Consider the following 17,499-nt stretch of genomic DNA (forward strand, 5'->3'; position numbering starts at 1 on the left):
AAGGTATTGCAACTTTCTACCTTGGTTGTGGATTCAGTTGTTCTAGGAGATTAATCTCTCCAACATTCTGAATAAATATCTTTTCAGGTTTCATTTTCTCAGGAAATACGAAAACCATATCTCTCTCAATCGATTGATTTGGTTCAACCTCGGCAATACCAAGATCTCTAACTACGAAAATCATATTCTCTGTTTTAGCTACGACCGCCGCTTTACGAATCATTTTCCCTGTAACCAATATACTTGCGTTAAAATTTATCGCTTTCTTTACTAAATCCCTATTCGTTGCCTTTACTTCTACTACCACCATCCTTTCATTGTCGTCTTTAGGAGAGTAACGACGACGATCTAACACATATTGAGATGATGAATATACTTCCGAAATCTCAAACAACCACTTGGTAGGCGTCGTTACAGGTGCCGCATTCTTTAGCAATGTCGTCGCGCAATTTTGTAACAATACTAACAGGAACAATACAACTATCTTCTTCATTCAAGTTTCCTTTCTTGCCGAATATCCGGCTTCGTTTACACAATTATCAAATCCATTTTTTGGTCCCACTTGGCAAATTCCCTTGGCCGGAACACAAGGGAGTTTGTATATTCTCGTTTTAGCATGTTATTTGATTCCGTTTGAAAATGGACTCAGGTGATTCTTTTGTGAATCATCATCTGTCTGAAAACGGCAATATCTCAGATACACAAAGCTTTCCCGTTTCTTTGCGGAACGCGTCTTCAATATATATCTCGATCAAGAAGTGTTTTACAAAGTTGCCATACGGCCCGGAACCACCTTCAAACGCCATTTCGTTGATTGCTGAAATTGGGATAGGATCATATCCGTCTGAGTTGTATTCCTTCCTATCATCTTCGTTCATAACCTCGCTTTTTCCATTTTTGAAAATTGCTCTTACGATCGTTTTCATCTTTTTGATCCGAGCGTATTTCAAATCAAACTTCTCTCCCAAATCCGAACAAAAAACTATTCTCCAGCTTTCATTGTATTGTTGATTCCAAGGTGTTTTGATTACAATGCTTGGTTTGTTTCCGGACAAGATCGGAAACTCCACATACGTCTTAGAAGATCGATCAAACAACTTCTTTTGATCTTGCGGCTTTAGACCCACAACTTCCGGAATGACGACCTTCTTTTTTTCTTCAGACATCCTTTTGTAACCTTCATCAATGTCCTCTTGTACACCTAAATCCTGTTGGGAAAACAAGATTCCAAACGTAAGTAAAAACAAAATTAAAATTCTCATATATTCACACTTCCTTTTTAACTCTTTTTGCTCAAACAAATTGTCTTCCCTCTAAAAGAAGGAAGGCAATCCCCAAAATCAACGATTAAACTGAACGTCAAAATCTTTGTATTTTGGCTTATTTTTCAAATAATTCTGAGTTTCCGCCTGCAAGTATTCTTCTTTTGCATTCTTTCTCAAATCGTTCAACTGGTTCATGAGCCCGCCACTGTAATCGGATGCGTTGATCACCGAATACCCAAACTTAGGATTGTTTTTGAACAAAGTCTCCATACTGTTAAACGCTCCGTGTTGACCCGCCATTTTGTTGAGACTGGACGTAGTAAACACTTCATTCTTTCCGGTTTGTGCGTTGTAAAAGTAACTCCGGATCGGAACCTGACAGCCTTGAGAAATACTATCTACCTTTCCGGGAACGTAATCGGCTATGATCGTTTTGGTCTTCTTGTCTGGTGTAAAATTAACAACGTCATTCCCACCTTGGTGGATAAAGACCTCGGTCATCTTCTTCAAGGATTCAAACGTTCTTTCCGCCGCACTGTGTTTTCCATCCGCATTCGCGTCTCTCGCTCCAGGCACCGTTCCGTCAACCATTCCCGCTAAAAACGCGTGCTTCCATTCACCTGCGGTTTTGTCCACTCCCACCATATTGAAATGTCCTGTCGAAATTTCTCCAACACCTCCGAGTGCCGCACTGCTTGGATGTTTGTCTGTTCCCGGAAAGCTTTTTTGTCCCGGTTGTGTGGACGCAAAATACACTCCTTCCAACTTTCCTTTGTTAACCGCGAGCATATAGTCGCCATGATTCGCATCCTGAGAATCCACTGGAACCCTGATTCCTACCATATTCAAACCGTTGTCGTTCCAGCCGTATCCTTTCGTCAACGCTACCCCTTTAGAATACGCCGCCAAATCTCCGTTAGCCGCACCGTGCGCCATTAACGCTTGGCCTTCCGCGTGTCTTGCCGGGTTCATCGTGGCCGGATTGATCTCCACCCACTCGGTCTTGCCTTTTTTAGTTTGTTTTTCATACAACTTGCCGTTCGAGTCTTCCACTATATCACCCGTCGCCTTGCCGCCTCCGGAACCAAGGGCTACCGGTATCGCTCCGGGTTTCTCACTTCCACCCGTTATCAATCCCTTAGCCTTGTCATACAAACCTTGGAGCATTCCCACGGCCCCACCCTCATAGTTGTGAACCAGAACCCCGTCCGCGACAAAGTACGTATGATTCACATCCACTTCGATGTTGTAAACCTTTGTCGTCTCAACAATGTATTCACGGACTTCAGTTACACAAATCCATTCTCCTGTAGTCAAAAGTAACTCGTCGCCAACGCGCAAGTCCTTCGTCTTTCTCCAAGTTTCCGTTTGTTTCAAGGTCGCAGTCTCAGTAACTCCGTAAGAAGAAGATACATTAGAATCTGCTAAAACGATCTCGTCCCTTCTCGACCAAAAAGGGTGATTCCAAGTCGTTTCAATCACCGTTCCGTATTCAGTCTCCAAATCAAATAGTAACGTCGTATTTCTTCTAAACAGTTCAATCACCGGTTGGTAGCTCATCTCTCTTGTCTTTTCATCCCAAGAAAGAACTTTCTCTCCAACCTGGATCTCTTCGATCTCTCTCAATCCTTCTTGTGTCCATACAAGTGTTCCCGCCGTAAAACATACGTTCTGATGATACTTCCCATCCGATCCCACGTATCCGTATTGGTCGCTTGCTCCGCCCGTCGTAAAGTTGTTCACCAGAAAGTCTTTAGCGCTTCCTAATACATGATCCAGTATCGATGTTCTCGATGACCCTTGTTCGTTGATTCCAAAGTTCCCGTTTGTGTCTCCGCTCCTTCCTCGTTTCTGGAGTTCCTTCGCGATGTCGGCATCACTCATATCCAGGATCTTACTCGCATCTTGTCCGCTGTCTTGCATCTCGTGGATCAGGGCTTCTTTTCTTGCCGCGTTTAACTTGTCTTCCGCGCTTGCGTATCCGGCTCCGTTAAGTACATCAGCACCGGTTCTGTTTTGCGCTTCTCTTTGTTTGGCTTGCGCTTCTGCGTCTTCTTTTGCTTTGCCCGATACAAAATCAGCCTTCCACTTGTCTGCCAAAAAGTTTGTGTTTGCTTGAAAACCACCCGATTGACTCCAGTTCCCCGCGTTGACTCCTCCCGATGCGTTAAGTGCAGCGGACAAACCATCTCTTTCAGAAAAGTTTACAGTACCACCAGCTCCCTTCATTTGGTTTGCGAGAGAATTCTTCGGTTGGTTCTTGTCTCCCGGTGCTTCGTATCCGATGTTTCCTCCCACGCCGCCTTTCTCACTCCAACTTAAGCCCCCATTCAATCCGTTGCTGAAACTTTTACTCAAGCTCGCACCGAATCCGTCTCCCTCACTGTAACTCAAAGCAAATCCGGTTCCGCTACTTTGAGAAGTAAATCCAGCGCTTCCACTCACGCTTCCTGTTTTGGAGTTGTAACTCAGTCCCGCGTTGAAGCCCGCTTTGTTAAGTCCGATGTCTACCGATGTTCCGCCTCTTTCGGAGATTCCAACGCTCACTGTCGCAGGTCCGTATCCAACTCCAACTGATGCTCCAAATCCGTTCTCTGCCGAGTAGCTAAGCCCTACGTTAACCGCTCCTCCCGTAAAACTTTTCACCGCGGCTCCTGCAGCTCCTCCGACAGCACCAACGAGCGCCCCCTTTAGTCCTCCGCTCGCCGCTCCCGTTGCAGCTCCGATTCCGGCGCCCACGGCCATCGCGACCATTAGACTTGCTCCACCAGTGAAGGGCGCGGCTGCTACAGCTACGACTGTTGTTACCATCTGGAACTCTTGGCTTTGATACCATTGTTCCTTTGGTTTATTCATCTTCTCCATTTGATTCGAGATCATCCAAGCGGGAATCCCGGTCGCTTTCGAAATTGCGTTTACCGTTTCGTCTTTCACATACGCCTTCACCGCGTCTTTCATGCTCGAACCACCGACTAACGCTCCTACAAGGCTTGCCGGTAAGCCCGTCGCTTCCGCTACCGCACCCGTTACGCGACTTTGCACTTCCGACTTCACTGCTTGCGTAAATCTCTGGCCCATGCTTCCGCTTCCGCCGTTCATCCCATTCAAGATTGTGAAGATAAATCCCTTGCTTTCCTTTTCCGCGTCATTCGCCTTTGCCTGTTTCTCGATTCGAGCTTGTATGTCTTCTTTGTAGATTTCATACTTCTGGTTTACAGTTGCTAACTGACTCTCTGCGTTTTGATTTCCCACTAACTTCAAGTTGAAGTTGTAGCCTAAGTTCGAGATATTAAATCCGGATGTGACAATCAAATACTGCATTCCGTAGCTGACTTCTACCGGTATTCCTTTGACACTCACAGAGCCTTTCAGTTCTCTACTTCCTTCGAACACTGTGTCGTCGATGTTCGCTCCCTCGTACATCGACTTTCCGATCTTCTTCATCTCTCCGCTTTCGTCTTTGAAACTTCCTTGATTAAAGTTGTATTTGGATCCTTGTTCGTGGTAGCCCTTTAATCCTCCCATTTCTCCTTCAAACATGCCTTTCAAATCTTCAGGCAACGCTTGAAAGGATGCTAATATGTTCGTCTTACTCTCTTGGTAGAGTTCCTTCTTGTAATCTTGGATCTCTTGATTTTGTGCGTATTCTTCTTTGATCTCGTTTGTCTTGTCGCTAAATTGTGCGAACATTTGTTCCACGTTCTTTTGAAGGTTGTCGATGTAATTTTTAATCCCAATCGCCATTTCCGCGTTAAATCTTGTGGAATTCGGATTCATCATATCCACGCTCAAGTTTCCGGGATTAAACTTCGTCTCAATTCGTATATATTGATATTCTAAATCGGGAGAATAACTCGTGCTCTTCATCGCACTTCCGTCGATTTCGATTTCTCCGCTGTAGATCTGTCTGTAGGCGGAAATTCCTTCTCCGTCCGTTCTAAATCCGTATCCCGCTTCTCGGAGATACTTGTATTGGTCTCCGTTGCTTAAGGCTTCTAAAAGTGTTTTCTGTAGATTCGAACTTCTTTCTTCGTTGTCTTTTTGGAGTTTCTTCGCGTAGTCGTCTAAGTATTTTGACACTGCACTGTTTGCCGCCACGTTGATCGCTTGGCTGCTTCCTTGTAACAATGTTTGCAAATTGGAAAGATCGTTCTGATTCGTTACAAGCGAATTCATATGAGAAAGTAATTCATTCACTTTCTCTTGTTTCTCTGCAAGTTCTTTCTCTTGTGCTTGGATATATTGAGCGACTCCGTTGTTCGATATCTCTTGCGGTAAACTACTTTGGATGCTTGCAATCATTTCTTGCAATCCGTCTAACAGTCCTTCACCGATGTTTTTCTCTGCTAGCTCTTTCGATTGCGCCAAGAGTCTCTCCACTCGTTCTTTGTTCTCTTCTCCTTGTTTGTTTAAGTTTGCAGCAGTCTGAATCATTCCTTGGATTTGATTGTAGCTTTCTCCTTCCGCGATAATCCCCGCGACTTGATTTTTTCCTTCTTGAATCTGTTTGCCTATTTGCGTCGTATTCTGAAAGTTTTTGTTGATTAAATTATCTCTGTAACTCAAGAAAGAATTTTTCGTAAAGGTAAGCCCCCGGTTATCCACTTCACTCGTGATCTCTTCTCCCAAGTTGTAGTATTTCTTTTTCAAGAATCCTACTGCGTTGTTCTTTTCTCTCACAGCGTAACCAGTGTAAAGCGCGGCTTCGTCGAACTTCGCTTCACTCTTGGCCTTCTCCGCTAACTCTTGATATCTTTCGGATTTCTCAAAAAATTCGTTTGCTGTTTTTAAATATGTGATCTCTTCATCGACTACTTCCGCTTGTAACGTTGTTGCGACTGCAATGTCTGCTATCATGTCCCCATACAGGGCTTCTTTGGTTTGGCTTGTGTTGTTGCGACCGTTGAAGTTAAATCCTCCATTCGTTCCATTGATTTCATTTTGCCAAAAGCTTTGGTTTTGTCCGTTCGTTGTTATCTGATTCTGTAACGATTGCAACTCCGTATTGTCTACGATGTAGGCTCCGTTTCCATAGATCGTCTGGGCAAGTGCATTGATTCGATTACTTGCGCCAAGCTCTGCTGTTTTGTAAGCCTCACTTCTTCCAAAGGAATCTGCGATCGTTTCTAAGGCGTCCTAACCCTGAAACTGCTGGAGTTGCATTTTTCCCTTAGCGTTTCCCGTTTTAAAGCGTTTTAGCCCTTAGCAAATTCTCACCCCGAAAAAAAATCCCCTTAGACCGTTTTTGAAAATACACAAGAAAATTTCCCTAAGAACACTTTGGAAATATTCAGATTCCTTCATGTGATTTCCGAAAAAAACGGAAATAAACGAAATATTTTTTAGGATTTCATTCTAAATTCCGGAAGAATTGGAGATCCAATTTCCAAGTTCAACCTTTCAAACTTTGGAATTGCGGAAAACTTCGGATTTCTTCAGGTTTTTCAAGAATACAGGCAAGAGTCTTGCTCGTTTCCCGGTCCCAATTCGTATTCTGCAAGGATTCACCGATTCAAGACCGTATTCTTGCTTTCTGCCGGATTAAAAAGCCTCATAGGGCTCGGACAAGACCCGAACAGGACTCGAATAGAACCCGAACAGAGCCCGTTTGAAATGCGATAAAACGCAAATCAAAGCCGTTTCGCGTTCGTTCTCGCTCCCTTTTCATTCTTTAGATTCCATACAAGTCTCACACAGATACCGAATAAGTTCATTTTGAAATACGATATGTTCCGAACAAGTTCCACACAAGTATCGAACAAGTTCACTTTGGGAAATCATATGTTCCGAACAAGTCCCGTTTGAAATGCGATAATACAAAAATCAAGCGGCCGCTTTCGTCTTTAGCCGTGAAACTTGGTTCCTTTCCGATGAAATTTTGATAGATGTTAGTAAATGCTAGTGTTTTCCCGAATCCGCGATTCCATTTTTAAGCCTTCCACATTTTTTCAGACTAAGATAAGCTCAAGAATTCCTTAAACGAACTAAGTTTCATCGAGAGTTCTTTCGAAAACGAGAGAAAAGTAGCCTTTTCCTTCTAAAGTCATTCAATATTGTTAAGTCTTGATTTTAAATCTCATGTCATTTGCACCGGGGTAGTTACTATCCCCCTCCGCCCCAGCGTTTCCGCTGGAGTCGTCTTTAGAAAAGATTCCAAAGATCGGGGTTTTAAGTTTAGAGGCTCCGCGTTCTTGAGCGCAATGTATTAGGGCGGGTTGGTTTTTACTGCTTTCCTTTTCGAGTTAAGGGAAATTGTGCTGTTTAACTATTTTTGGTATCACAAATTTAGGCAACTCGTTTTTTCGAAAGGAGGCATTTTAGGACTCGCACAAGTTCCATTTTCCGTACTTTTTTTCTTCTTCGGTAAAAGTTCTAAATCACTCTCTTTTCCCGGTTTCTTTCCCGGTTTTTTAAATACAAACAAGATCCTTCTCGTTAAACCGAAATCCTTCAAACCGTTATTGTGCATTTTTGTGCCGATATCTCTTGAACACGGGCTTGAATACGGGGCTTTCGTTTCCTCTTCCCCTTGAACTCCGATATCTCTTCGCGATTTGGATATGCCAAGAATCACGGCTAAAGAGGGAAGTTTTCTTCTACATCCTTGTTAAGGAAAGAATATCGTATCTTGAAAAATTAACTTTGCCAATTCTAAGCTTCTTCAAAAACATTCGAAGCAAATCTCATTCGTCCGGTAAACGAAGTCTGAGTTTGTTCGCTGATGCTGTAATGATTGATCCCGATAATAGTTCCTTTTCGTGTAATTTCAATACATACAGACTTACTCTCGTCTGTTCCCTACTCGACAGATTGACTAAACGAATAATTCCACAATGGGGAAGTTTTCGAAATACCGCAAGTTCACCAAAATCCTTGTCTAACGTTACTAATATTCTCTTTTCAGAATATGCTATTCTCAGAATTTCTTCATCTCCGGGGTCTTTGGTAAAATTTCCCGACCAAACCGTATCGATTCCCAAAGTCTTAAATTCCTTCGCAACCCCTCCCCATACGCAAGTATCCAAAAATACTTTCACGCAACCTGGCTCGTTTCTTTCGGTATGTTCTCGATTCTTTCATGTCCGATCATTCGATACGCATATACAAGACATGCTTGGATGTCGTCCGATTCCAACCACGGATACCCCTCTAATATCGTTTCCGCCGTATCTCCAGCCGCAAGCATTCCAAGTATATGTTCCACCGCCAAACGACGTCCTCGAAGGATCGGCTTGCCTCCGAATATTTCCGGATTGTATGTGATTCTTTCTAAAAGTCTGTCTTGATCCATGTCTCGTATTCTGCTTGGTTTCATTGCTTTCGTCCAATCCTTTTTTCCCTTCTCATATCTGCCAAGCGAAGCTTCCTTCTGCATCCTTTAATACGAAAACCTTCTTCTTTCGAAAACTGTATTCGGGTTCTTTTTTCAAAGTGAGGAAAATGTAGGAAATTTGAGGGATAAAATCAGCTGTTTTTTTCCTCACTTTTTCAGCCCAATTTCTTCCAATTTTCTTAGCGGATCGACCTTCCTCCGATCACTCTCAGTTTTCTCTCAATCTCGATTTCCTTCTCCGCTGTCTTTGTTAATTGTAGAATCAACTCTTGAATCTTTTTGCGATATACTTTCCATTTCTGTAATAGACTTTTTACTTCCTCTCTCTTCTTTGCCGAACTCATTTTGTCATATCTCTTCCCATACGATTCCATTCTGTTTGGGAGGGAAGCTTCTTTCTCCGCCACTTTTGGGTCAATTCCGTTTAAGGCTCGTTTTGTCTCGTTTTTGCTTTTCATTTAGACACCTCCCAAACCCGCTTCTTTTCTCCGACTGCGGTGAGCTTTTCTACAATCTCCGAATAGCTTTGATGGTAAGCCGCTATTTCAGCATCCAACTTCTCTTTCTTCTTTCGAAGCTGTATGAGCCTTCCTACCAAGCGACTCACTTCCATTTTCTTGCCCGATGCGCTCATCTTCCCATACTTCTTTTGAAACTCCTTCACCTTCGATTGTGCGATTTGTCTCGGACTCTTTTTGCCTTCCTCTTTCTTGGCCGGTTTCTCTTTCTTGGCGGTTTGCTTCGGATCTTTGGCCTTTAGTTCTTTTTTAAGTTCGGAAACGTAATTCCTTGCGGTTCCAAGTGGAATTCTCTCTTCTTCCGATATCTTTTTAGCTAACTCTTTTTTAGGCTTCTCGATCAAACTATGACCCTCATAGTTTGATTTTCCAGAACCGTTTCCAGTAAGAGAAGATCCCTTCTTTCCCAAATCCTTTCCGGAATTACCGATCAAAAGTTCGGGGTGAACTTTTGATTCTTTTGCTTGCTCTTCTAAGGTGCCAACTTCACCGAAGAATAGCCCAAGCTCACTTCCGGATATTCCATCCGTTTGTTTTTCAGAATTTCCGATCAAAGTAAGAGGATGATCTTTTGTTTTCTCTTCCTCTAAATCGTTACTCGGGTTCTTAGACGACTCACTCTTTCTGTTTCCGCCTCGATTGTCATGGACAAGTTCATCCTTGTATTTGCGAAGGATTCTTCTCTTTAGCCGCTCCTTTCTTTGTTCACTGGTTAAATGTCTTCGAAATAAATTGTCGCCTTCGAGTATATCGTATTCCTCTTCCAGCGTTAACTCGTTCATATAATAACGGACTGGAATACTCTCGATTCGACGCCGCACGTTCTCGTCTTCGTGTTCCTTTAACTCTAAAGCTATCCGGTATCGGTTCTCTCCCGTGACAAGTGTCCCGTCCTTTCTTGCGGTTAACGCATCCAAGATTCCGTTTAGTGCAATGTTCTCTTTGAGATTTGCATATTCTTCTTCACTTAAGTGGTCAAAGTCGTTTCTCGGATTTGGCTTCAAACTCTCAGGCTTCACCATCTTCACGATCGGATTGAGAGTAATCCCCTTCGGTATATACTGTTTCCCAAATGTTGAGCCGGGCCGGGGAGTGGACTCTTGTGTTTCCATCCACTCTTTGGCTTTCTCTTCTAAGGAAACTTTGGAGGAGGTCTCTTTCTTTGTTCCTTTTGCTTTCTCTTCCGCTTTCATCTTTTACCCCCTTTTAAGTTTCTTAATACTTCGTTCGTTAACTCCTCAAATAACTCGTATCCTTTCGTATTCTCTTTTAACGCTTTCCCCGTCTCTGTGGCCGCTTCAATTGCAGACAACTTCCAAACAACCGTCTTCGACACTTCGTATTTCTTTCTCAAGGTCAAAATTCTCTCCGTTTCCTTCTTTCCCTTACTCACAATCGAGGGGACAAGTAAGGTCTTTACTCCCTTGCTTTTTCCTTCCGCTTCCCGATACTCTTCGTATATACTTTCTATTTCCCCAAGTAATGTCTTGGTTCCTTGAAAGTTCCACCGGGAAGGCCTCACCGGATACAATACCATATCCGCTATCCAAAGCGCAAATCTCAGCTCCAAACTCAAATACACCGGCGTATCGATGATTACAAAATCATATTCAAGTTTCTTTAACTTCTCCACAAACGTTCCCAATACTCTCGGGTCGCTTCCTAATTCCTCCGTTATCTTCCCCAACGAAAGTGTAGCCGGTAGTACTTCAATCCCCGGAAATCGGGTCTCATATATACAAGCCTCGATTTCTTTTTGTTCGAGTAGCGCGTGATATATGTTCCTTTCCTCCAATTCCTCCTCTCTCACTCCACGTAGAAAAAAGTCAGTTAGGTTGTTGTTCAAATCCAAGTCCATACAAAGGACTCTATTTCTCTTCTCCCGTAACTGGATGGATAGATTAATCGCGGTCGTTGTCTTCGCGACCCCGCCTTTCAAATTCGCAAGCGTGATAATTTGCATGCCTTCGGCCTCCGTTCAGAGGACAGATGACTGAGAACTGAAGACAGAACTCATTTCTGTCGCATCTTGTTTTTTTAATCTTGTTTTTGTTTGGAACTTTAGATACGGCTAAAGAGAGAAGTCCTCACTTCAGCCGGTCCGTCGTTTGGTTGTTTAGAGATTTGAAATGTTAAAAGAGACGATTTACTAATCTCTAACACTCTAAGATCTAACTTGTATTCGTTTCTTCTTGGTTTGAATCTTTGTCTTTCGAGCCGGTCTCAGCTCCTCCCACAAGTGAACTCGAATCCGGTGTATGGATCGACGGATGCGTCTTGTCATATACCTCTTTCAGCTTTCGAATCGCTACGTGTGTGTAGATTTGAGTCGTGCTGAGATTCGCGTGCCCAAGCATTTCTTGTACATGTCGTATGTCCGCCCCGTTGTCCAGCATCCCCGTCGCCGTAGTATGCCGGAAGATATGAACCGCTTGTCTCTTCTTCACACCGGCTATTTCTCGAAAATTAATAAAAAGTTGTGTAATGCCACTAAGATTCATCTTCTTGCCGTATCTGTTTAAAAACAGATGTTTCTCTTCATCACTCCTCACAAATTGTGGACGACACTTCTCTAAATACTTCCTAATCCAATTCAAAGCCCTGTCGCTTACCGGCAATAACCTGGTTTTCTTTCCTTTACCTTCCCGAACAAGGAGCGTTTTCATCTCAAAGTCAATGTCGCTTACGTGAAGATTTCTCAGTTCCATTCTACGAATCCCTGTCGAATATATCGTCTCAAGCATCGTTCTGTCACGGAGTCCATAGACTTCCGTTACATCCGGCACCGACAAGATCCTCTCCGCTTCCTCCACACTTAATACGTTGTACGGTATGTTCCTTTTCACTAACCTAGGGATTTCTAAATCCAACGCCGGATTTACGACCAACACCCGCTTTCTTGTCAGCCACGCGAAATAATCCTTCATTCCAGAAAGTCGATAGCGTTTTTGATTGCTCGATATCTCTTTTCCGTCTCTCTTCCTTTTTACATCCATTACCTGGTTTCGGTATCTCTCAAGCACACTTAATGTAACTTGATTTGGATAGCGCATCTCACGCAAACTACACCATTCGAAAAAATGAATTAGAACCCAATATGTTACACTGAGTGTGCTCGGACTGTGACCCTTTGCCGTGCGATTCCATTCTAAATAGTAATAACACAAATTCTCAAACGTTCCCACCGGTGAAGTCTGTAGTCTCTCCATCTTCTCTTTCCAAGTCATGACCTCCTCCATCCAGCAGCAAGGAGCGGGAACCCTTTTTTTCTTCCTAGAAGACCTTTTGGGGAACTAAAACGAGTGTTTTGCTTGGAAACCCCATCTAAACCCCTACAGAATGCGAGAATCGGGGGGGAGGCGACCCTAGGCGACCCCCCAGTTTTGCCTAGGCGAAGGGGGAGCGAAGTGGCCTTTTTGCTAGGCGAAGTTGAACTTTTGGGGGGCGAAGTGAACGAACATTCAATTGATTTAAAGGCTTTTTTCAAACTCTTTACTTCATTTCCGTTAAGTAACAGTAGTTTTGAATATTCTTTTTTACTCATACACTTTCTAACCTCTCTTCTTTTTTGGCAAGCCCTAATATCTCTTTCCAAGTGTGTAAAGAGCCCGTTTCCGTTTGAAAAGATAACCCAAGGGCGAATTCTTCCCCTTCCTTTCCCTCTCCGTCATACAAGAGTTCGTATTCCGCTATTTGGCCCTGTCGACCACTTCGTACGATCAGGTATTCCAATTCCTCCAGTCTTCTCAAATGAACTCTAAGTCTTGTATCGCTCATTCCAAGCCGTTCACGCGCGTCTCGTCTTGTGAATCTCACTTCACTTTTCGAAATCGTTTGTCCCTCACTTTCTTTTTGGACCATTGTATGTAATGAATACAATACTTCCTTGGTTTGGGGGGTGAGTTCTTCGAGTGTCCTTCCTAATATCTTCGAGGCGAGAATACTTCCAAGTTCCATGTCTTTTCTTTCCACCTCGATGTATTCAAAACTCTCTCCGTTCTCATCAGTTCCGAATTTCTTTTCTCTTTGGTATTGGTGAAGGAGCGCAATCGACTTGATGAGCGTTAGATACTTCTTTTGATCCCGGCGCATTCTCAGTTTCGTATCCGGAAACTTTAACTCTTTTGCATACGGGTTCACGACAACTAAAGGGCGAAGTATCCTTTGTAGATTCTTGTGAAGTTTGTATATCTTCTCTTTGTCCCGCTTCTTTACGATTCCCTCTAAGGTCTCCAGTTCTCTTTGAATCTCAAGGATCGTTCTTGTCTGTTCCCTTCCTTCGTTTACGGTGAGAATCAAACACCGGTTTTCAAGTTCCTCATCAATCTCTAAGTTTGTAGTTGTGAGGAAGATGACAACCGGGCCTTCCACGCTGTATTCTTCCGTTACCGTCCTTCCTGTCGCCGGGTCTTTCATGGCACTCGCAATGCTGATTTTCTTTTCGCTTTGGAGTATCTTCAAAGCATACTTGGCCCGTTCCGCTCCTTCTTCCTCCGATATAGCGAGAACTTTGTTCTTTAAATTCTTGGAGGACATATAGAAAAGGCTTTGGCCCGTCATCGCCGAATACTTCTCTTTCTCTTCTTCCGGTACGAAGTCGAGGATCGCATCCATCAGTGTGGACTTCCCCGCACTTGAGGAGCTTTGAATGATGATTGCAAGTGGGTTCTCCGTTCTTCTTGTAATGCTCGCAAGATACCCCACAAGTGAATTGACTCTTTCTCCCACAAGGCCGCACTTCTCAAAGTCCAGGAGTATATTGGTAACTAATTCCGGGGCCTCCAAATATCGCAACGCTTGCGCCCTTTCTTCCGGAGTGAGTTCCACCTCAGTCTTTACGTTTCTTTCCTTCTCTCTTTCGTTTAACGCGTCTTCCAAGATATTGATGAGCCTTCCCAACTCTTTCTTGATCGTTTCCTCTTTTTCTTTCAGTTCATGCGAGGCTGTGGCGATATACGAAGTCCTTGCTTTGTAACTGAGTAGGTCCACGTTATCTACGTGGTATCTTTCCCCTTGGTTTACCTTCAAGGCTACTTTCAATGTCTCTAATGTATTGCGAAAAAGGCCCTTTGCTAAATATGTCCTTTCCGGAAATTTTACTTCCACTTCTTCCTTGCCAACTTTAGCTTCCGGTTGCTCCACTGTTACGGATAAAAGTCTAAGCTCCTCCGAAGTTATCAGTGCGCTTTCTTTTTCGGCAATCGTTGTCTCTTTCTTGGGATTTTGTGTCTCGGTTTCGTTACCTTCCACATACACCTGACTTTCTTCAATCAGTCGCAGGAGTGCGTCTTGTTTGTCTTCGCTTCTCAATGCGATTTCGTTTATGTCCATTCCAAATGGTAAGTTCAATCGATATACAGTGACCCTTTCTTGTTTTAATCGGAGATTCACCGACTTCGTTCCATTGTCTCCCGCCGCATCACCGTCATACGCGATATATACTCTTTTGATCCCTTTCTCTACGATCCTTTGGTGAAGCTCCTCCGTATATCCTTCCGTGCCATAGCTACAAGTTACGTTCCTGACCCCATTCTCCCAATATGTCAGCGCATCAAGGATAGATTCACAAAGTACTAAGTCATTCTTTTCAAAGCCGTCTGCTTCGTTCCAGATCCCTAAATGTTTGCCAGGCAAATACAAATGATCCGGGGCGCCGTTCTTGCTCGGTATGATTCTTCTACCATACATTCCACACAGATCTCCCTCTTGCGTGAATATCGGAAATACCAACCTTGCTTTGAAATGTTCATGACCGTTCTCTCCAAATATGCCAAAATCCTTCAAGATCCCTCGTGTCCTCTGGCCCTCTAAACTTTGTCTTGAAGGAAGTGCCTGGTTTAAATTCCCGTCACTGTAGCCGATCTTGTGTTTGCGAAGCGATTCTTCGCTCCCCAGTCCTCTTGTTTGCAAATACGTAAGTGCGCCACTATTTTGTCTCAAGTTAGTTTGATAATATTCAATTACGCTAAAGATAAAATCCCTGTCTTTGGCGTTCAGGCTTTGCGTCGTCGGGATCTTTCTCCCCGGGCTTTTTTCCAACCTCTTCGGTGTGAACACTTTTACAGGGCCTTGCATTTCTAATCTCTGTGCCAACTTCTGTAATTCCTCCACCGCTTCGTTAAAGCCCAAGCCTTCACGCTTCATCACAAAGTCGATTACGCTCCCGCCTGTCTTGCAAGCCCCCATACAGTGCCACAAGTTCTTTACCGGCGTTACGACAAACGAAGGCGTTTTGTCTGCGTGGAACGGGCAGCGGCCAAGAAAGTTTCTTCCGTGGTTTTTTAGCTCGATTCCATAGTAACCACGGATGAGCCCCACTAAGTCCGTTTCTTCTTTCAGGCGGGTAATCTCTTCTTTTGAAATAAAAGGCATCGGGGAAGCCTCCTTGGGGGAGAATGTAGTATAAAGATTGAGTTACAGAGCGTATATAAACTCAATCAATTGAATCGATATATCAATCTAAAGACTGTACAGGACAAGAGAAAAATTCCCTTTTTACTCGTTTTTTTCTTCTTTTTCAAGGATCACTCTATATTTTTTCAAATATATACAGCTTCTACGCTCGGGATATAAGGATTGAGTCATGTCGTCTTTTGGTGATAAGGTTAAAAAATTAAGAAAAGAAAAAGGTTGGTCTCAAGACGAATTCGCCTCCAAGATCGGCGTTCATGGGCGACATATCGGAAAATACGAAAATGGGTCTACTATGCCAAATTCAGAAACCGTTATTAAGATGGCTAAAGTATTTGAAGTCTCAACCGACTATTTGCTTTTAGGAGAAGGTAACGCAAATCCTACCTCTAAAATTAGAGATCAGGCTTTACTCAAAGAATTTGAAATCGTAGATCAAATGAACGACAAAGACAGAGAAGTAATCAAATCTCTCATAGACGCCTTCATCAAAAAAGGACGTATGGAACAGGTTTTAGGGAAATAAATAACGGATTTCAGTAATTTTTCAAATTCATGTCGGTTCCGAGCGCTCGTCACTCACAATGTAATCTTATTCATTTTCTTTCTCACAATCAGATACCTAAGCACAAGGAACAATCCTAATACAAAAAAAACCGGCGTCTCCACCGGCCAAGTTGTTGGATTTTGGTTGAATGTGCTCACGATTTCTAATCTATTTTTTAAAGACAACGATTTAGAAAAAACGATCCAAGAAATTTCGTCTCAGAATTCGTTTTGAATTCCGGATCGGCGTCTTACTCAGGCTTCGCTTTGAAATCTAAATTTATTACCTTCTCCAAGTCCTCATACGGCACTTCTACTTTGACAAGTGAGTCCATCGATGTATTGTAATATACGCATTTGATTTCAGGGCTCCAAGTCGCGTCCACATACATCTTCTGGCCAGTTCTCTTGTCTCTTACCGCTTCGCCTAATACATATATTTGTTTGTCTTTGTTTTCCATTTCTTCCCCCAGCTGGGAAACTCACTCCCTGGGTTCCGATTCTTCTAGACATTCCTTACACTCCCTTTCGCTTTGTCTTTAATACGAAGGGAGCTTTTTTGTTTTTCTCGATATGTGACGATTTCTTTCTGTCAGCGTTTTACTTCGGAAGATATGGCAGCAATCCCTTGATCCGCTCCAAATCTTCCGGATACTTCTCTACCTTCACAAGGCTTTCCTTCTCTGCGTCAAAGTAAACGCAACGTACTTCCGGGGTCCAAGTTACTTCCACATACATCTTTTGGCCCGTCTTCTTGTCTCTCACAGCTTCCCCTAATGCGTATCCTTTTGTTCTTTTCTTTGTTTCCATTCCCTTTCCCCAGTTGGGAAACTCACTCTCTTACTCTTTAGTTTTAATTTGTTCAATAAATTAGTATATTCCGAAACTCTCAAATCACTTCTTTACGTAATACTGTCAAGGATCGCAACCGAGCGAGCTATAAAGAGCATCTTCTTCTACTGGTCTATCGGATTCTAGATTTAAAGAATAATTTCCACTAATCGCCCAATAAACAACGTTATAAATTGTCTGCTTTTTACCTAAATAGTCTTCCAAACTTTCAAGTTGATTAACATTATAGATTGTTAAACCTTTTGAATCTATTTTCCACCGACTCGGAAAACTATTTTCATGCAAATCAATATATAGCGTACCGTCAGACTTAAATCTAATAGTAGCACTACCCGGACCTATTGAACAACCAGAGCTATTTGCAAGAATCGTTTTGAGTAATTCAAATCGATTTGACATTTCAAGCTCGTTGAACACATACATTCGTTCCTTTCCAGAAAGTTTTCTGTATTCTTCTAATGTAATTTTCTTAGAACTTGTTAAATCTTTTTTCACTGCTTCCGTTTCCTTCTCACATGAGGATAGGCCGACTAACAAACTCAATACGATTAATGTTATTTTTGTTCCCATACGT

Annotated in this window: 14 protein-coding genes; 1 reads left to right on the forward strand and 13 read right to left on the reverse strand. The window is 42.9% G+C overall.

The genetic code is table 11. The annotated features are described in order from the left end of the window. Positions 1-16: 16 nt before the first annotated feature. The 10 genes from FHG67_RS02060 to FHG67_RS02120 all read right to left on the reverse strand — a co-directional run bounded on the left by FHG67_RS02060 (position 17) and on the right by FHG67_RS02120 (position 15,488). Entirely contained in the window at positions 17-493 is a 477-nt protein-coding gene (locus FHG67_RS02060) for a hypothetical protein (protein ID WP_076621941.1), read from the reverse strand. Positions 494-668: 175 nt separating this feature from the next. Next, on the reverse strand, positions 669-1,262 hold the full coding sequence (locus FHG67_RS02065; RefSeq protein WP_142499624.1) for a hypothetical protein: 594 nt from the start codon (positions 1,260-1,262) through the stop codon (positions 669-671). A gap of 78 nt (positions 1,263-1,340) precedes the next feature. Next, positions 1,341-5,567, reverse strand: coding sequence for a polymorphic toxin-type HINT domain-containing protein (locus FHG67_RS21985; RefSeq protein WP_244947488.1), 4,227 nt, complete (start codon positions 5,565-5,567; stop codon positions 1,341-1,343). A 2,381-nt stretch (positions 5,568-7,948) separates the two neighbouring features. After that, on the reverse strand, positions 7,949-8,290 hold the full coding sequence (locus tag FHG67_RS02085; RefSeq protein ID WP_235595325.1) for a DUF5615 family PIN-like protein: 342 nt from the start codon (positions 8,288-8,290) through the stop codon (positions 7,949-7,951). Positions 8,291-8,298: 8 nt separating this feature from the next. Beyond that, positions 8,299-8,580, reverse strand: coding sequence for a DUF433 domain-containing protein (locus tag FHG67_RS02090; RefSeq protein WP_232423663.1), 282 nt, complete (start codon positions 8,578-8,580; stop codon positions 8,299-8,301). A gap of 197 nt (positions 8,581-8,777) precedes the next feature. Further along, on the reverse strand, positions 8,778-9,056 hold the full coding sequence (locus FHG67_RS02095) for a hypothetical protein (RefSeq protein WP_004501984.1): 279 nt from the start codon (positions 9,054-9,056) through the stop codon (positions 8,778-8,780). Continuing rightward, entirely contained in the window at positions 9,053-10,309 is a 1,257-nt protein-coding gene (locus FHG67_RS02100; RefSeq protein ID WP_004500906.1) for a ParB N-terminal domain-containing protein, read from the reverse strand. The genes FHG67_RS02095 and FHG67_RS02100 overlap by 4 nt, the downstream gene beginning before the upstream one ends. After that, positions 10,306-11,079, reverse strand: a complete 774-nt coding sequence (locus FHG67_RS02105; protein ID WP_142499625.1) for a ParA family protein — start codon at positions 11,077-11,079, stop codon at positions 10,306-10,308. The genes FHG67_RS02100 and FHG67_RS02105 overlap by 4 nt, the downstream gene beginning before the upstream one ends. Positions 11,080-11,287: 208 nt before the next feature. Beyond that, positions 11,288-12,343, reverse strand: coding sequence for a tyrosine-type recombinase/integrase (locus FHG67_RS02110; RefSeq protein ID WP_036075968.1), 1,056 nt, complete (start codon positions 12,341-12,343; stop codon positions 11,288-11,290). 313 nt (positions 12,344-12,656) lie between these two features. Continuing rightward, positions 12,657-15,488 carry a CHC2 zinc finger domain-containing protein gene (locus FHG67_RS02120; RefSeq protein WP_004500900.1) on the reverse strand — a complete coding sequence of 944 codons (2,832 nt, stop codon included), beginning with the start codon at positions 15,486-15,488 and terminating at the stop codon, positions 12,657-12,659. 211 nt (positions 15,489-15,699) lie between these two features. On the opposite strand from FHG67_RS02120, the gene FHG67_RS02125 reads away from it, so the two are divergent. Next, positions 15,700-16,053: a helix-turn-helix domain-containing protein gene (locus FHG67_RS02125; RefSeq protein WP_002622976.1), complete on the forward strand. Its 354-nt coding sequence runs from the start codon at positions 15,700-15,702 to the stop codon at positions 16,051-16,053. A gap of 271 nt (positions 16,054-16,324) precedes the next feature. Here FHG67_RS02125 and FHG67_RS02130 read toward each other — a convergent pair whose 3' ends face one another. The 3 genes from FHG67_RS02130 to FHG67_RS02140 all read right to left on the reverse strand — a co-directional run bounded on the left by FHG67_RS02130 (position 16,325) and on the right by FHG67_RS02140 (position 17,495). Beyond that, positions 16,325-16,534, reverse strand: a complete 210-nt coding sequence (locus FHG67_RS02130) for a hypothetical protein (protein WP_142499626.1) — start codon at positions 16,532-16,534, stop codon at positions 16,325-16,327. Positions 16,535-16,673: 139 nt separating this feature from the next. Further along, positions 16,674-16,883: a hypothetical protein gene (locus FHG67_RS02135; protein WP_142499627.1), complete on the reverse strand. Its 210-nt coding sequence runs from the start codon at positions 16,881-16,883 to the stop codon at positions 16,674-16,676. A gap of 105 nt (positions 16,884-16,988) precedes the next feature. Beyond that, on the reverse strand, positions 16,989-17,495 hold the full coding sequence (locus tag FHG67_RS02140) for a hypothetical protein (RefSeq protein ID WP_142499628.1): 507 nt from the start codon (positions 17,493-17,495) through the stop codon (positions 16,989-16,991). Positions 17,496-17,499: the final 4 nt, after the last annotated feature.

Source organism: Leptospira weilii, from assembly GCF_006874765.1.
Classification (GTDB): Bacteria; Spirochaetota; Leptospiria; order Leptospirales; family Leptospiraceae; genus Leptospira; species Leptospira weilii.

What these genes read in the sequence shown, in the direction of transcription:
- FHG67_RS02060 (WP_076621941.1), bottom strand. Translation starts at nt 493, where the DNA reads ATGAAGAAGATAGTTGTATTGTTCCTGTTAGTATTGTTACAAAATTGC.
- FHG67_RS02095 (WP_004501984.1), bottom strand. Translation starts at nt 9,056, where the DNA reads ATGAAAAGCAAAAACGAGACAAAACGAGCCTTAAACGGAATTGACCCA.
- FHG67_RS21985 (WP_244947488.1), bottom strand. Translation starts at nt 5,567, where the DNA reads ATGATTGCAAGCATCCAAAGTAGTTTACCGCAAGAGATATCGAACAAC.
- FHG67_RS02120 (WP_004500900.1), bottom strand. Translation starts at nt 15,488, where the DNA reads ATGCCTTTTATTTCAAAAGAAGAGATTACCCGCCTGAAAGAAGAAACG.
- FHG67_RS02090 (WP_232423663.1), bottom strand. Translation starts at nt 8,580, where the DNA reads ATGAAACCAAGCAGAATACGAGACATGGATCAAGACAGACTTTTAGAA.
- FHG67_RS02140 (WP_142499628.1), bottom strand. Translation starts at nt 17,495, where the DNA reads ATGGGAACAAAAATAACATTAATCGTATTGAGTTTGTTAGTCGGCCTA.
- FHG67_RS02125 (WP_002622976.1), top strand. Translation starts at nt 15,700, where the DNA reads ATGTCGTCTTTTGGTGATAAGGTTAAAAAATTAAGAAAAGAAAAAGGT.
- FHG67_RS02130 (WP_142499626.1), bottom strand. Translation starts at nt 16,534, where the DNA reads ATGGAAAACAAAGACAAACAAATATATGTATTAGGCGAAGCGGTAAGA.
- FHG67_RS02105 (WP_142499625.1), bottom strand. Translation starts at nt 11,079, where the DNA reads ATGCAAATTATCACGCTTGCGAATTTGAAAGGCGGGGTCGCGAAGACA.
- FHG67_RS02135 (WP_142499627.1), bottom strand. Translation starts at nt 16,883, where the DNA reads ATGGAAACAAAGAAAAGAACAAAAGGATACGCATTAGGGGAAGCTGTG.
- FHG67_RS02065 (WP_142499624.1), bottom strand. Translation starts at nt 1,262, where the DNA reads ATGAGAATTTTAATTTTGTTTTTACTTACGTTTGGAATCTTGTTTTCC.
- FHG67_RS02100 (WP_004500906.1), bottom strand. Translation starts at nt 10,309, where the DNA reads ATGAAAGCGGAAGAGAAAGCAAAAGGAACAAAGAAAGAGACCTCCTCC.
- FHG67_RS02110 (WP_036075968.1), bottom strand. Translation starts at nt 12,343, where the DNA reads ATGACTTGGAAAGAGAAGATGGAGAGACTACAGACTTCACCGGTGGGA.